Source organism: Streptomyces sp. CB01881, assembly GCF_002953255.1.
Lineage (GTDB): Bacteria > Actinomycetota > Actinomycetes > Streptomycetales > Streptomycetaceae > Kitasatospora.
This window is the reverse complement of sequence record NZ_CP026498.1, coordinates 4611028-4627659: the sequence shown is the minus strand read 5'-3', so window position 1 is coordinate 4627659 and position 16632 is coordinate 4611028. Positions and strand designations below refer to the sequence as shown.

At 67.1% G+C, this 16632-nt stretch carries 7 protein-coding genes; 6 read left to right on the top strand and 1 reads right to left on the bottom strand.

The annotated features are described in order from the left end of the window. Positions 1-154 precede the first annotated feature (154 nt). From C2142_RS10085 to C2142_RS39585, 6 genes are all read left to right on the top strand, one after another. Positions 155-2317, top strand: coding sequence for a DUF262 domain-containing protein (locus C2142_RS10085; protein WP_148642332.1), 2163 nt, complete (start codon positions 155-157; stop codon positions 2315-2317). A gap of 192 nt (positions 2318-2509) precedes the next feature. Next, complete coding sequence (locus C2142_RS10080) at positions 2510-3133, top strand: GIY-YIG nuclease family protein (protein WP_148642331.1); 624 nt, start codon at positions 2510-2512, stop codon at positions 3131-3133. 1306 nt (positions 3134-4439) lie between these two features. Next, complete coding sequence (locus C2142_RS10075) at positions 4440-5561, top strand: hypothetical protein (RefSeq protein WP_148642330.1); 1122 nt, start codon at positions 4440-4442, stop codon at positions 5559-5561. Between the two features lie 29 nt (positions 5562-5590). Beyond that, positions 5591-8872 carry a hypothetical protein gene (locus C2142_RS10070; RefSeq protein WP_148642329.1) on the top strand — a complete coding sequence of 1094 codons (3282 nt, stop codon included), beginning with the start codon at positions 5591-5593 and terminating at the stop codon, positions 8870-8872. Beyond that, on the top strand, positions 8872-11514 hold the full coding sequence (locus C2142_RS10065) for a DUF3962 domain-containing protein (RefSeq protein WP_162002448.1): 2643 nt from the start codon (positions 8872-8874) through the stop codon (positions 11512-11514). The genes C2142_RS10070 and C2142_RS10065 overlap by 1 nt, the downstream gene beginning before the upstream one ends. Positions 11515-11677: 163 nt before the next feature. Then, positions 11678-13087: an HNH endonuclease gene (locus C2142_RS39585; protein WP_148642327.1), complete on the top strand. Its 1410-nt coding sequence runs from the start codon at positions 11678-11680 to the stop codon at positions 13085-13087. A gap of 986 nt (positions 13088-14073) precedes the next feature. Here the strand turns inward: C2142_RS39585 and C2142_RS10050 are convergent. Then, positions 14074-15315: a hypothetical protein gene (locus C2142_RS10050; protein WP_148642325.1), complete on the bottom strand. Its 1242-nt coding sequence runs from the start codon at positions 15313-15315 to the stop codon at positions 14074-14076. Between the last annotated feature and the right edge of the window lie 1317 nt (positions 15316-16632).

Sequence of the window (16632 nt, the reverse complement as noted above, 5' to 3'; positions counted from 1 at the left end):
TCACTGACACCTACCCCGAAACAGGCCGAGCGGCTCAACGCCCTGGCTTGGCCTGGCGTGCATACGTTCGCTAGTTGGCGCAGAACCGCCGTGACGGTCCGAGGCCTGGAATAAGGTTCCAACCCTGTACCAACTGCCAAGCAGGGGAGGGCACGTGCACGACGGTGGGGACGCGCAGCTAGTGGACGGGCGAGGCCAGACGGTCAAGCAGCTCTTTAAGAACGCTCGGTACGGGCTCGAGTACTACCAGAGGGAGTACACCTGGACCCGCCGGAACATGCAGGAACTCCTCGATGACCTGACCGACCGCTTCCTCGACCAGTGGAAGTCCGGGCACGAGCGCGATGATGTGGCCTTCTACCGGCCCTACTTCCTCGGGTCGATCGTCACCTACCAGAGCGATCGTACGTACCTGGTCGACGGCCAGCAGCGGTTTACCTCACTGCTCCTCTTGCTCACCCACCTGCGTGGGCTCCTCACCGCGGACGAGGAGCTGGAGGACGACGCGCGCGACCTCGACCAGCTCATCCGGTCGCGGCAGTACGGCACGCGGGCCTTCACCCTGGACGTACCGGAACGCAACGACTGCATGGAGGCGTTGCTGAAGGGTCGAACGGACTTCACGGTGCCCGCTGACGCCTCTCTGTCCGTGAAGAACCTCTGGGTGCGGGGAAGCGATCTCGCCGAGGACTTCCCGGCAACCCTGCGAGGGGAGCCTCTGCCGTACTTTGTCGACTGGCTGCTCAACCGTGTCTGTCTCGTCGATATCCGCGCGCATGACCGCGACAACGGGTGGGAGATCTTCGAGACGATGAACGACCGAGGTGCGCGGCTCACGCCCCTCGACCTCCTCAAGGGCTTCCTGCTCTCCCACGCCGGCCAGAATCACGCCGAGCTCAATGAAGCCTGGCGGGACATGCTGACTCGTTTGACGAACGCCGGCGCCCATCCGAGCGACTTCATCAAGACGCTCCTCCAGGCGCTCTACGTCGGGCCGGACACTCCAGACCGGGAGAAGATCGACGGCTCGTTCCATGAGTGGGTCCGTGAACACGCCACCCTCCTCGGGCTGACGAGACCCGATAAGTTCCGTTGGTTCATCACCGACGTTCTCGTCCCGTTTGCCAACAGGTACTCGATCATCCAAAGGGCGACGACGGAGCGCATCCCGGGGCTGGAGGCGGTCCGCTACAACGCAGACAACGGTCTCACTGGGCAGCTCACCTTGCTGACCGCCGTCATGAGGCCCGACGACGATGACTCGACCTTCATCACCAAGGCACAGCTGGTGGCCAGGTTCCTGGACCTGCTCCTGGCTCGTCGGATGGCGAACAGCGCTCCGATCCAAAACGTCGAGCTGCTCCCGGAGATCATGCGGTTGGTTCCTTCCGTCCGTGAAGCGGCGACAGTCGAGGACTTGTCGAAGCTGTTCGGCCGGGAGGCGGCCGAGCTCGTCCACGACTTCTCGGGGATCAACACCTTCAAGCTCCGCAGTGACAACCGCAAGCAGGTGCGTTACCTCCTGGCCCGGATGACGGCCTTCGTCGAGGGTGAGAACGACAACCCGGACCGCACCGCGGAGTATCTCGGTCTTGAGGGCACGCGTCCGCACGAGATCGAGCACATCTGGGAGAACCACTACGACCGACACAAGGAGGCCGGTAGCGAGGAGCAGTTCCGCAACCAGCGGGATCAGCTCGGCGCTCTCCTCCTGCTGCCGAAGTCGGACAACGCCAGCTATCAGGACACGGTCTACGAAAAGAAGGTCGAGTACTACCAGCGGCAGAACCTGCTGGCGGCTCTCCTGCACCCGGTGTCCCACGAGAGGAACCCGCGCCTGAGGCGCTTCATCGCGGGGCATGACCTGTCGAAGCTCGCGAAGCCCTATGGTGACTCCTTTCCGCCCGCGGCGATCAAGGAGCGGCAGCGTCTCTATCGCCGGTTGTGCGAGCTGCTGTGGAACCCCACGGACCTGGGCTTCGCGATGCCAGTGGGGCAGACGGCCAAGCGAACCGCCTCGACGCGCGCGCACTATGGAATCACGCCCGTACAGCTGATCGCCGTCGGCCTGCTCAAGCCCGGAACCAAGATCAGCACCACCGGTCGACGGGAGCAACAGCACGCCGTGCTGCTGGAAGACGGGCGCGTGCAGTTGGAGAACGGAGCCATCTACGACTCTCTGTCGACTGCCGGACAGATGGCGCTGAACATCCCCTCGTGCAACGGGTGGAACATCTGGCAGGTGCAGACCGAGAGCGGACCCGAGCGCTTGATCAAGATTCGTCGGCGGGCCCTGGAGCGGGGGCTCCTCGGCTGACAGGGCAGCTTGGCCGCTGCCCTGGCGCGGGCCTATGTGTCATTCCGTCGCCCGTGCGAGATAGATGGTGGCGACTTTGGCGCCGGGCGCGACGAACGACGTGGGGGTGGCCGCCAGGCGGTGGCCACCTCGCGGCCTCATTTTGACCACCAACGCTTTGATGCCTGCGGCAAGTTGTGAAATGCTCCCCACATGGCACCCCTGTCCCTGCCCGAGCTCGAGGCGGCCTTCGCGGAGATGGGGCACGCGCCCCATCAGCTCGGTGAGACTGTGGAGCAGAAGGCCCGCGAGCTTCTTCTGGAGGGCTTCCGTTCTGGTGATGCGCCGCGTTGGCCGGACGTAGCGCCGGTGGTGGAGTACTGGGCCCTGTGGCGGCTGGGCTCCGCCGCCGACCCGGACCGCAAGCCGTACGGGGACCACCTCTACGTTCTCTCCTTCGCAGGCCCACACCCGTACGTGAAGGTTGGGCGCAGCGACGACTTCGCCCGGCGCCTTCGGGAGCACCGGACGAACGCTGGCCGACACGGCTACGTGCTGTTCGACGCCTGGGTATCCGAGCCCGTGGAGAGCGCGCACACCTGGGAGAGCAGCGTCCTCCGCGTACTGCGTCAGCGGCACGCGTCGGACGAGACCGACGGAGAGTACTTCTACGGCCTCGACTACGACGAGGCGCTCAAGGCTGTGGATGAAGAGCGTGTTTGGGTAACGCCCAGGCCGGCCCGACCCTACCCCCTGAGTACGTCCGACGCCCACGAGCATAAGCAAGAACGGCGACGCGAGCTGGCGCAGCATCTCCCGCCCGTCGTCATCAGCTAGCGCCAGGGCGACATCGGTTGCGTCGGCGGAGAACACCAGCTGCCGCGCGCTCATCGCCTGCTGCCCGACCGCCGGGTCGGGCTCGGCAAGTCCCGTGCGGAGGTACGACCTGCTGATGCCAGACACCATGTCGTAGACAAGCCCGGGTTCGACGTAATTCGGAGCCTCTGGAGCCACGGCATGCTCGCTGGCCTGCGGCTTCACCTTCTCGGCTGCCGCAGGTCGTTTCTCTAGGCGCTCGCGTTTCCGCAGGTGGCGAGGCTCTCCGGTGCGGTCTCTGAAGACCTGGCCGAAGGCCGTCTCGAAGCCGCTGTGCGATCAACGATAGAGCGTCGATCACGGATCTCACCCCGAGGTTGCCAACTTGCCCCGTTTCAGAGGGATTTGTCTCCACCATCCTTCGGCCCATTGTTGGCCCATCGGCCTGATCGGCCAGGCCGCTGACCTGCTCGTTTCTCTATGCCTAGAGAAACGGGCGAATCAGGGCGCAAGCGGAGAGTCTGCAGGTCAGCGGGCACTTCGCGCCTCCAGGCGAGACGAATTATGTCGAATGCGGGACAAGCGAAGGGTAACCTCTCCGCGGGCTGCCCGGCTGCGAGCTCCTTCGAGAGCGGTGAGGTGGGGCAGCAGGTGGCCGCAGATGTTGCCCGCGGTGGACAGAGTGGCATGCCGCATAGTCGTGGAGACCACTGCCAGCAGTACGTACGAGTTGACCATGATCGTGGCGGCGGTGTGGCGTAGATCGTGCAAGCCGATCTCGGGTAGGCCGGTCTGCCGAGCGGTGGTGCAGCTCATGTAGCAGGCGTTCCGGGCGAAGAACTGCGGTCGCAGGGGTCCTGGATGGCGGTAGCTTTCTGCGCGCTGCCCGCGAGGCTTCGGAGGGGGATCGCCGATGGCGATTCGGGCGCCTCGGGGACCTCCACCGACGCTGCGATGCGAGGCCTGGAGCGGCCTGGCAGGTGAGTGCGCATGTGGCCACCCTGTGAGGAAGCGGTCTGCGGGGGCGCTGCCGTGGACCGTCGCGAACGTCAATGGCCCCTGCGCGCCCCACCGAGTGCCCGGCGAGGGGCATTATCCCGATGCCCGGTCAGTTGCTCAACACGTTCCGCTGATTGTCGGTTGCTCCGTGTATACGGTAGCTGTGAACGTTACTGAGAATCTGTCCCCTCCGGCTATCGACCCCTCGCCGGCGGATTGGGATACGGGCTCCCTTCTAGCATCAGCTGTCGAGGTGCCTACGGCTCGAACGGACCGCACAGGGCCCGATCGCCGACAGGCGCAGGACGACTACCTGACAATCGAGCTCTTGTGTGCAGCCCTGGCGAGGATCCGTCTTGATCGCGAGCAGTCCAGGAAAGGGGATGCGCGCTCGCCCAGCCAGCAGGGCGTGTTGCCGAGGGCATGGCGCGACGCGCGGGGCCGCCTGTGGTGGAAAGCCCGTTCGCTAGGCCTGGAGTGGCCCGCTCATGACCTGGAGCTGTTCGAGTGGTGCCGTCGACCACTCGGGAGCTGGCCGCTGGCTCTCGCGCTGACGGGAGCCGACCTGGAGGCGGTACTGCTGGAGGGTGACGAGCTGTCGGAGTTCGCCGAGCAGGCCGCTGATCTCGCTCACCATGCCGATGTCGAGGCGGAACTCGTCCAGAACCAGTCCTTCGCCGCCCTACTGCTATGTGTGCGGCTAAACGGCGCCAACGAGGAAGCGACCCAGAAGGCCTACGCCCGGTTGCGGCGCCTGCTGATCGACCATCCCGTCCTCAGCGACCGCGATGTCCAGGTGCTGGCCAGGGAACTTCCGAAGGCCGACTCCGACAACGACACCTTCCTCGCCAAGTTCCTGCGCACCGCCTACGTCTTTCACCCGGTCCCAGCCCCAGGGAAGGCCCGGTTGCGCAGATGCCGGCAGTGTGGCAACCCGGCCGACAACGACCCCGTCAGGTGTGGGACACCCGGGTGCACAGGACGGCCTGAGGCGTACGAGGTGCTCTGCCTGGCGGGCTACTGGCAGCAGCATCGCGCGACCCGGCAGTTCTTCCATGACCCCGGACTGGTGGAGGGCAGAGTGTTGGACGGCCTCGCGAAGCTTCCTGCCGACCGCGTCCAGATCGAGCCGTGGCCGCACCTGGACGCATGGGACGGAGCCGTGACGTTCACATCGATGCTTCCGCAGGAGACAGCAGAGTGCTGGGTGTTCGATGCGAAGGACTGCTCCAGCCCAGCGCTCCTCGCCCGCAAATTTCGCAGCGACCCACGAGTGCCCGCCCGTCGGCGCATCATCGTCCTCCCTACCCATCGCGCGCAGACCCCCGGCTATCGGGCGGACCTGGAACGTGAGCTACAAGGCCGGGTGACAGGAATCGAGATCCTCGACGAGAAGTCCTTCCTGCGGCAGGCCGCTGCACGTGCAAGCAAGGCGGGGGCAGCAAGGTGAGGGACACCGCTTCCTGGAGTAGCCACCTCGTGGCCGAGCTGGCCGACGAATGCGTAAAGCCCATGCTCGGCACGCTCAAGCCCCGCGAACTCTGCGCCCTCGAACTCGGCCTGTCATTTCTGGCCGACCACCTTCCCGAACAGGGCACGGGCGCGCTGTGGCCGGTTCTGTCCGGCTACATGCAGCTCGGCCCGGAACTGAAGCCGCAAATCCGGACACTGCGCGAGCTGATGGGGCCGTTGGCCAGAAGCGGGACGCTGCGCGAGAAGCTTGACCTGTACGTGAAGCTGCCCGCCCAGGTCCGAGGCTTTGACCCCGGCGAGATGCGCGGGCACAAGGCCGACCCGACGACCGTGTTCACCCGCCGCCCCAGCCCCTACGCCGCTGCTCGGCATGACACCTACCGGCAGGCCCTTCAGCAGACCGCCCCGTACAAGGCGCGCCAAGTCCGAGGTCCGGTACCGTCCGGGACGACATGTACGTTCCCACTTGCGGACGGTTCCCGGGAGCAGGTCCGGATTCCTGACACGTTCGTCCCGGCGCAGCCGCCGCCCACCCTTGCGGCCGTCACAAGCCGGACTCGTGAGCCGATTCCCGTCACCGAAGCGGATCTGCAGAGGGCTGCCGAGGAGATGGACGAGCTGCTGGCCGACCATCCGAAGGTCAGCAACCGGAACTTCGTCAAGCGACTCAGGGACATGGACGCAGCTCTGGCCAACCAGCTCACAGGTCGCCTGAACAGCCGGCTGGAAGAGATGTCCATTGACGGCCTGTGGCACGTCGTTGGCCTCATGAACAGCGGCAAGTCCACGCTGCTCGACCTGCTCGCCTTCATCATTGCCCGCCGCGGCGGCAAAGTCGGCTTCGTGCTTGCCTCAGGCGGTGACGTCTATGCGAAGATCAGCTTCCTGCGGGTTCTGGGCATCGACGCCGTGCCAATCTTCGGACGCACCCGCACCGGTCTCCACGCCGACCGCTACTGGCGGTCGATCCTGCACGACGGTGACACCACGTTCCCCGCCGGAGCCGATCCGGCGGCGGAGTTCGCCGACGACCAGTGCTACCTCGAGGACCTGCGTCAGTCCAACAGCCCCAACCGCCAGCCACTGCTTCGCGAGGAGCGGCCCTGCACCGGAAAGCTGTCCATCGCCGGGCGCAGCGGGCGCGGCGACTGCCCGATCCTCGCGCAGTGCCCCGCGCACGCCTCGGCACGCAACGTCGCCCAGGCTCAGGTGTGGGTGACCACCGCCGCTGGCCTCGCGTCGACCCTGATGCCGCAGTCCCAGGTCGAGGTCCGCGTCGCGGAGGCCGCCCAGCACCACTTGGACGCGCTGCTGGTGGACGAAGCCGACACCGTGCAGCAGCAGTTCGATGACCGGTTCCTCCTGAACGAGATTCTCTCCCTTCCTGGCCGCGGCTGGAGCCACCGCGTGGGGGAGCGGCTGGGCCAGAAACTGGAACATTCCTGGTTCCTCGACTTGCTCGACCCCGACATCAACGCCACTGACAAGCACTTCCGCCGCCACGATCAGGCGATGACGGAGCTCTACCAGCTCATGATCGACCCCGCCGCCGACGACCTGCGGGCCCTAATCTCCGAGGGCCCGTTCACCGGATACAGCTTGCTGCGTCGTCTGGCTCGCAACCTTCACGGGTTGGGGGAGCGCAACGACTTCACGCACAAGGCGGACCTGGAGGAGGCCGCCGACGTCTACTTCGACGAGCACTTCGAACCGCTCGTCTCCGCCCCCTTCCAGGTACCGCCCGAGGACTGGGCCGAACTCGTCCAGGCGATGACCGCCACCCACGACACCGCCGCGAGCGCGCAGGAAGCCGCCGAAGCGTGGATCCAGGCACACCAGCCCTCGCTGGACGCTGACACCACGCCACGCCGCTCCCTCGATGCGCTCGCCCAGGTCCTCCAGGCCGGTCTGTGGGCCGCCCGGATCACCACGTCCTTCTTCGAGGTCGCACAACGCCTACCGGCCATCATCAGCACGCCCATCGGCGACGGCGAGGACTTCTGGAGCCGCCAACCACCCCGCGACCTCCTGGCATTCATCCCCGAACAGGCAGCCGGCAACCTCATGGCATTGCAATGGCGACCCAACCCCGGCGGCGACAGTGGCTCCTTCAGCATCCTGTGGCTGCGTGGCGTCGGGCGCTGGCTGCTCTACCACCTGCACGACCTCCTGACACCTGAGGGCATCGACGGCCCCAACGTGCTGCTTGCCTCCGCCACCAGCTGGATGCCGGCCTCACCGCGCTACCACCTCGACGTTCCACCCAACCTGGTACTCCGCGAACCGCCCACGGCACGCGCGGCCCTGCAGGAAAGCCGGATGCTCTACCGCCCACGGCGCTACCCCGATGGCCGGCCGGTCTTCGTCTCGGGCACTGGCGGAGACCCTGTACGGCACGCACAGGCCCTGCGCGTCGTGGCCGACGGCATCTGCAACCCCATGCCCGGCGCCGCCTGGTCACTGCTGGAACAGGCACGCCAGCACCTTGCCGCAGACCGCCAGCAGGTCCTGTTCACAGTCCAGAGCACCCGTGACGCCGAGATCGTCGCCGACTACATCAACCACAAGACCCGCTACACCGCCCTCCACGTCATCCGCGACGACGACCCACCGACCAGCCACAGCCTCCCCCGCAGGCGCCTCGCCACCTTCGCCACGTCAGGGGCCGACATCCTGGTCGCCGCCGAAGGAGCCATCCAACGCGGCCACAACATCCTCAACACCCGCGGCGTCGCGGCCCTGGGCGCCGTCTTCTACCTCGCCCGCATCCATCCGCCCACTGACGACGCGACCTTCCCCCTGTCCCTCCTCAGCCAGGAAGCGATGCGCCGACTGCACCGGCCCGTCGACCTGACCCTTCCCGGGCACACTGACCCGACCGACCTGGCCCGTGTCCTGCGACAGAGCGAACGGCGCCGCTGGCAGCGACGGGTGGGCGAGCCCGTCTTGTTCAGTCGCCTGACCGACCCGACGGAGCATGCCGCGTTCGTCGGTAACTTCCTGGTCCCGCTCTACCAGACCCTCGGCCGCGGCATCCGTGGCAACGAGAAGGTCGATGTCTACCTGTGCGACGCAGCGTTCGCCCCCCGCGCCGCCGACCTTGACGACCCGGCACCCGACACCGCACGCACCAGCGTCATCGTCGCCGCCCAACAGCTGCTCCACGGCTGGCTCGCCACCCCTGGACCGACCGCCACTACAGCCGAACGCCTCAACCATGAACTCGCCCAGGCCTGCTGGGGTCTGGCCTCCCACCTCCTCGACTCCATCGATTGGGGCCACCGCTGATGCCCGCCTACCGGCACACCCGAGCTTCCGTCCTCACCTTCACCCCAGACGCCACCTGGCGCTGTACCGGCTACCGCACCACCTGCCCGCCGGCCATGCTCACTCTCCTAGAGGACGCCTGGAGCACACGCCCGGGCCGCCGCGCCCGCAGCGGACCCGACAACCTGCCGACCGACTCCCTCAAAGACCTCCTCACCCTTATCGACCCCGACATCACCTCCGTCCACTGGAACCCCCGCGACCCCGCCTGGCTGCGGGCCCGCACCCCCGTCGACCCCGACCTGCCGCTCATCGCCCTCGCCGAGTGGGCATCTTCACGCGTGGCACCCCACCAGCCCGGCACCGACTGGTACGCCTTGCTCGACAGCGCCGGCGAGTTCCAATGGGTACCCGAAGACCTCGACCTTGCCCGCCACGGCCTCCACACAAACGGCACAGCCCACCCGCCCGACCACGTCTTCAACCTCCTGCCGAGCCTTGTTGCCGAGCACCTGGCCACCACCGGCCTGAAGATCCTCGGGCACCCGCGCCACCTGCTCCTCGGTCCCACCCGCAGTGATGGCCGCCGCACCGTCCACCTGGGCATGCCAGAACTTCTCACTGACGGACAGGGAGCGGTCGGCGCGAGTGTTGACACCCTGACCTTCCACCTCGAAACCGTGCCTGGTTGCCCTGAGGTCCACCTGCACGCTGACCTCAGCATGACGCGGTTCGCTGCCAATCCGCCCGACTACATCCCCCGACGTGGCTACGGCGATCCAAACGCCAGCGTGCTGCTCTTTGCCAAGGAAGGATTCGTCCACCGCAGGGAACGACCGATGCTCGTCCAGAGCGCGGTCACCATCCGCCGCCGAGGAGAGCGCAGCGAGTGGTCTTGGCAACCTGGCGTCGCCGGGATCCTCGCCCGCCTCACCCACCACCAGCCCCCGAACCTCGAACAGCTCCGCACCGCCCCAGCTGACGCGGCAACCCAGCCCTTCGCCGCCCACCTGGTCCACAGCACTGGTATGACCTACCGGCATCCGGCCGATCCCGACGCCCCGCAGGCCCGGGCTACCCACGATCATCCCGTAGGCACCGGCTACCAACCCCGCGACCATATGGAGATCCTCAACCAGATCGCCCAGCAACTCGAAGAAAAGGGTCTGAGTCCCCTCGCCCCCCGCCCCAAGTCCCGCACCCGCGCTAAATCTCGCCACCCCATCGACATCCCCGGTGTTCTCTCCTACACGCTCGAAGTCTGGGCGACTTCCGAGCGCACCTGGCAGGCCCTCCTGACCGCCGCCAGCGCCAAACTCGGCCTCACACCCGCCAGCCCGGCCACCGACACGACCGCCACATTCACCGGGCCGATCAACGTCACCCTCAACCGCTGCGACCCAGGTGACCTGACCGCCGGCCTGCCGCGCTCCACGGACCCCGACCCGCAAGTACGCCGCGCCGCCTACCAGCGCGGTGAAGCTGAACGCACCGCCAGAATCGCCGGAGCCTTCCCCCGCCTCCCCGAAACCATCGCCTGCATCGTCGAAATGGAAGGCGGCGCGTACTTCTCCCGCACCCGCCAAGGCGACCCCAAGCCGCTCTTCAAAGCCTTCCTGCCGACCCTGCGCCGCAACGTGCAGTGCCTGCGCCCCGTCCTTCCCGCCAACCCCAACCCGACCAAGGCCGCCCTGGCCAAACGCTTCGCCGGAACCGACTTCTCCACCACCGACATCGAGCGCTGTGCCGCGGCACTCCACGATGCGCTCCGCCAGGCCGGGCACCTCCCCACACTGCCCGCGCCTCACGGGATCGACGGCCCGTTCGAACTGGTCACCGTCTGGATCGCCCCCGCCGGCGAGCGCGTCGTCCCCATCCTGATCCGCCAGCACACAGACAGGCAGCCCGCCGCACAGCTGATGCCGACCCCCAGCAACCCGACCGAGCAGCCCATGCCGCTCACCGCACTGCCCGAGGCACTCGTCGCCGGCCGAGGACGCATCAGCCTACGAACCTCCAGGGCCGCCCTCGCAGACTTCGTCACCCAAGCCCTCGCCCTCGACTCCACGGCCGACCGGCTGCTGCTCGTACGCCGCGCACGCATGAGCGAGCACGGACTGTGGCCCTGGCTGCAGGACAGTCGCATCACCATCGACCAGCTGGTGCTGCCCGGCGTCGACATGAAGAGCACCGACAACCTCCCCAGCGGCCGCAAACCCGGAGACCACCCCGGCCTCAGGATCATCAGGCTCAGGGAGGCCAGCGACCGCAGTGCCGTCCCCCGCGCCTTCGGCGTCACCGAGGAAACAGCCGTTGAGGACGACACCGAAGAAGCGACCACCATCACCCGCTACGGCCGGCACTCCGGTCTAGTCGACATCGCAGAACGCGCGTTCTGGGGCATCAACCCGCGCTCTGACCAGAACCAGACCGCGCTCGGCGTCACCAAGCTCGACCCCGCCCAGACCGCGAACCGGACCCGGACCTGCGTCAACCCCAGCTCCCTGGAGATCGTCCCCGCCTTCCTCCAGGACGGCGACGATCCCGCGGACTGGGCCATGTATGTCCATGCCCAACGACGCTTCCATGCCCACACAACGATCGCCACCACCTGGCCGGCAATCGTCCACCACGCCGAACTTATGGAGGAATACATCAGGTAGAGAGTCGCCACGAGGATGATCCGTACTCGGTGGTCTCCGGTCGAGGCTCGCAGGCGCACCGCCAGACGAGGTGCCGCATGACACACACTGGCTACGCAGCCGCAAACAGGACGAGAGGCATTCGGTGTTCAACAGAGTTGTCCTGCATGGTCCGTTGGGGGTTATGGCGAAGCAGATCGCAGCACAAGGAGGCGTGGACGCTGTCGATGTGTACGCAACAGTGCTCTGCTGGTGGTCGGCGTCCATCGCGCCAGCCTCGTCCATCGGCATGGGCCTCGTGAAATGGCCGACGCCGGTCTGGGCCCTATTCGCAGCGAACGATCGCTACGGACAGCCATCTCTACTGGAGTTGCTGAACCTTAGCGGCGCCCAAGAGGAGCCGCTACGGTCCCTTCCGGCTCACGAGGATGTCAGCGAAGACAAGGAGTTCAGCAAAGCCGCGCAGCGCACGTGGCGAGCCGAGCGGAGAGGTACTACCGCCAGAGGCCTTCTCCTCACCGGCAGCCCGTTCCGCCCCTACCGAGGCCGCCTCACTATGGACATGAGCCTCGAAAGCATTCTGCGGCAGGCATGGGACGGACCCGAGCCCGTGGCGGTGAGCGAGCGTCCTCGGCCCCGTCGTGCCGTTTCGCTCTCAGTCGGAGCGATGTGGGAGGTGGATCGCCGCGATTGGCATGCCGGCACCGCAACTATGGGGGCCTCCACGTACTCCCGGATGCTCCACCTCGTTCGGCGCGCGCCTTCCGGTAGGGCGAAGACCATGACTCAACAGGACGGTGCCTGGTCAGGAGAGTTGGAGTCGGCCTATCACTGGGTCTTCCAAGAAGAGCCGACTTTGCAACTGGACCACAACGCCGCTGCGAAGCTGCACCCGATCCGAGCGAGCATGGAGGATGCCTTTGAGGGCGAGCTGCCGGAGTGGCAGGCCATGTTCTTCGTTCGGATCGGCGGCCACTGCCTTCGGATCGCGGCAGCCCTCGCAGCAGCTGAGCAGTCAGACACGATCCGAGGCGTCCACGTCGAGTCGGCGTGGACGCTGGCCAGGCGCGCCTGCCTCGACACAACCGAGTTGATCGGCGCACCCATCGACTTGGTAGAGCAAACCCTCGCCGATGTGGACGCCACGGTGGAGGGGACCACCGGCACCGATGAGGTGATCCCGTTCACGGGCGATCGGTGGGTCCACCGACCTCAAGAAACGGGCAGAACGCTTAGCGCTAACACAGACGACAGTGATCGAAGCCGTGACACCGCGATCGTCCAGAAGCTCAAACAGTGGTATGGACACCGCTGTCAGATTTGTAGCATTGTGCTCACGCTGCCAAACGGTGCATACAGCGAAGGCGCTCATATCAAAGCCTTCGGGCGAGACAACGGCCCGGACCGGCTTGAAAACCTCCTGTGTCTCTGCCCGAACTGCCACATCTTGTTCGACAATGGAGCCCGCCACCTCACCGACGAATTGGAGATAATCGACTCGTTGACAGGGCGACCGCTGGGTCCGCTTACCGTCCACCCATGGCACCGCATCGATCGCCAGTACGTCCGCTCGCACCGGCAGCGCTCGACTTGAACCTGCGGGAGCAGCGAGTGGCTGAGAAACTCAACCCTCGTAGACCTCGGCTCGACCACCGCGATACGACGGGCCGGTCCTGACTCGGCACCACGTGCAGGTGCCACCGGCGCCCCCGACACGTTGGCCTCACGACCAGCCGTCGACCCAAATCGTGCCGGCCCACATGTCTGAGGGATCGGGCACGGGCGTGAAGAACCGACTCGACGGCACACACGGATGGGCCGAGACACGAAAGGCTTTCGCACGGAACATCTCCTCAATCGCCCGGTGGACGCCGTCCGTCCTCCACGAATGCGTCTCAGCGAGCTCCATCACCGATGGACCCACCTCGCCGGAATCCAGCAACTCAATCGCCCGCCCGAGCCGCTGGGCCGCCCGGCTGAGTCCCGAAAGGTCAGGCAGTTGACCCCCGTTGACGTAGGTGGAGGCGTCCCGATGCGGGATCCACTCGCCGGGAAAGTGCCTATCCCCCTTGCTGCAATTGCATGACCAGCAGGCCACCGCGAGATTGGCAGCCTCAGTGAGACCGCCAAGGGCCCGGGCTCTTACGTGGTCCAGAGTCGCCCGCCGACCGAAGAGGTCTCTCCCTTTCAGTCGGGCCTGCAACACGGGATTCAATTCGGCTTGACCGCAAGGACAGTAGACGTCCGTACCGCAGAAGGTGCAGCGCAGCGCGCCAGCCGCGAACCACCGGTGAAGCCGACAGGGCCCCCGCCCAGGCGCAGCCCGACGTGCGTTCTCGAAGGGCACGATCGGATTTCCCTCCTGCCAGTTCAGGTACTCGCCGACGAGCAATGGCCAACTCCCGTCATTCATAGGCGCCTTCACGCCAACGCTAGACCTCCCCTGTGACAAGGCGGCCATTTCGCTGGAAATCCCCGGCCGAACTGCGCCCCCGACCCGGTCGACCGTAGCTTCGCGCGCCTCGCTGCGCCTCGAGTAGGAGGGCTGGACCGTCACGAAGTGTGCCTGATTTTCGGCGTCTACGGCAGGTCGTTCTGCGGCGTCCAGCGAGTCAGCAGGGTGGTGATCGGCAGGCCCGATTCCTCGGTGTCCAGGCGTTCCGCTGACAGGGAGGCGGGGGCATCGGCGAGAAGGCGTTCGGCGACGGGGTGTGGTAGGAGCAGCGCGACGGTGCAGGCGCTCCAGTTGGCGGCGACCTGGTGGGTGGCGATGACGCCAGCTTCCCAGTCGGTGAGCGGGTCACGCCTCTGTCCGCTGTAGGCCTCGCGCTCCAAGGGAGGGAGTTTGACGCCGACGAGCTGGCGCGGAGCACCGCGGTGCTCGGCCACGGCGACCCGGGCCGCGTCGATCCAACGGGAGGTGAGCCGGTCCAGGGCGGCGAACACTTCGTCACGGCCCTTGCGGCGCCGACCGAAGGCGTCGTAGATAACGCTGCGCGCGGCGAAGTCGTCGTCCTCCAGGGCTCTCCACGTGGTGGCGGCTGTGTGCTGCCAGCTGGTCCACGCGGTGCGCAGGATGTTGTGGGCATTCGGGCCGAGGCCGGCGAACTCGGGGCCGGCGGTGAGGTTGGGGACCGAAAGACTCGGCACGACGGAGCTGTCCAGGAGGGCGTCGGGGCGCAGGAGCGCTGCCAGGGCTTGGCGTTCGTGCTCGATCTGGGCCGCGAGGGCGTGCTGGAGGGGTTCGGCGAACGGGCAGAGCCATGGATGGGCGGCGACGGCATCGACGCTTTCGCGCATGTAGCCGTGGAGGTAGCGCCAGTGGTCCCGGTGGCGCTCACGAATGAGGCGGGCGCGTTCGAACCGCTCCCACTCCATCCGGTCGTCGACCTCCTCCGCCTTGCCGTCGTCCGCCGAGCCCGCGTGCTCCTGCGGGTATTCGCCGATGGCCGTGGCCGCCGCGGCGTCGCGTTCCTCGGCTTCGTCGAAGTCGGTATCCGGATGAGGCTCCGGTCCGGCGTACGCCTCGAGTTGGCGGATAGCACGGACGGCGTCGGTGAACGCGACGAGGGGGCTGTCGGCCGGCAGCGGCCATCGGCAGGTGGCGCACAGCCGGCCCTTGGCCTCGCGGAGCGCCAGCGTCGACTGCTGGACGGAGGTGGAGGATCGCAGTGAACCGCAGGTCTCCTGCCCGTGAAGCTTGCCCTTGCCAGAGGAGGACGTGAAGCAGACGAGTTCGAAGTCGCCGAGAGGGCCGGGCGGGACTTCAGGATCGAGCACAAGGCCGAGGTCCATGCGGTACGTAGCGGTAGTGGACGGCATGCTGGCAGGCTAGCGATCCCCTCCGACAACCCGGCCGGGTCCGGCCAAATCCACCTGCCCGGGCGACGGACCAGCTGCGCTCGCTGCCGCGAGCGCGGCGCCGACGACTGAGATCGCAGCCAGGACCGCGAAGAGCTGCGGAGGGCTCCCGAGGACTGGGAGGAGGGCAGCGCCCACCCACGGCGCGAGCGCGCCGATGATGGCGCTGAGGTGGCCGTGGGAGCGGTGCCCCAGCGGTCGTTGACGGCGGTGGCCTGCAGGAGGGTGAGGTTGCCTCGCACGGCACCGACCAGGATGACGAGGGCGATGAGTAGGGAGACGAGGCCGAAGCCGACGGCACTTCGCGAACGACGACAGCGTTGAACGCGGCGGCGAGCAGGATGAACGGCCGGCTGCGGGTCGGGGAAGCGGCTTCGACGCTCCTGGCACAGTCGGACTGGGGCGGCGTTGCGGCGGGCCAGGGGTGACGGATCGCCAGCGGGTGCAGGGGGAGGCGGTTGCGGAGAGGATCGTAGCGAGGACGAGGTAGCTGATCCGCCAGGTGAGGTGGCCGGTGAGGGTGGCGGTGACGGGCCGCGAAGACGACGCTCGCGAGGCCGCCCGCGAGGGTGACGGTAGTGAGGGGCGCGGACGTGGTGCGGCTGGTGCCAGCGGGTCAGGGCGGCGTGGGTGGGCTGGTAGAACGTGGCGGCTATCGCGGCTTCGGGCCAGCGGCCAGACGGCGAGGAACACCGGCAGTGTCGGGGCGGCCGCCACGCCGAGCAGCGCGGCGACACTGAGAAGGTAGCCGGTGGTCATGACGGCGTGCGGGCCGCGCCGGTCCAGCAGCCGGCCGACCGGGATTCTGGCCAGTGCCGAGACGAGTAGGGCGGCGGAGAACGCGGCGGTGGTGGAGGCCGTGGACCAGCCGGTGCTGGAGGTCTTTCCGGAAGGTCGCCTGGCAGGTCAGAGTCCGTTACGCCGGGGACAGGCGAGGGACCACACGCAGCGAACCGCCGTAAGCGGACTGCCTTCCATCGCACGGACAACGCGTTCCGTTCAGCGCACCGCAGGCTGGGCCTTACATCGTCGGGCGACTTGGGGGTCAAGGGGTCGCAGGTTCAAATCCTGTCGTCCCGACCGGCGTTTACGCAGGTCGGAGGCCGTTTCCGCTGAACAGCGGAGGCGGCCTTTTTGGGGCTCTTCTGCTGGATCTGTGGGTGTGATCAGACGAGTTGGCGGCGGGGCAGGGCGGGCCGGGTGCCGCCGAGGCAGAGCATGACGAGGGCGATGACGGCCTCGGCACTGCGAAAGCCGAACCCTCGTCGGATGATCAGG

What these genes read in the sequence shown, in the direction of transcription:
- C2142_RS10080 (WP_148642331.1), top strand. Translation starts at nt 2,510, where the DNA reads ATGGCACCCCTGTCCCTGCCCGAGCTCGAGGCGGCCTTCGCGGAGATG.
- C2142_RS10065 (WP_162002448.1), top strand. Translation starts at nt 8,872, where the DNA reads ATGCCCGCCTACCGGCACACCCGAGCTTCCGTCCTCACCTTCACCCCA.
- C2142_RS39585 (WP_148642327.1), top strand. Translation starts at nt 11,678, where the DNA reads ATGGCGAAGCAGATCGCAGCACAAGGAGGCGTGGACGCTGTCGATGTG.
- C2142_RS10050 (WP_148642325.1), bottom strand. Translation starts at nt 15,315, where the DNA reads ATGCCGTCCACTACCGCTACGTACCGCATGGACCTCGGCCTTGTGCTC.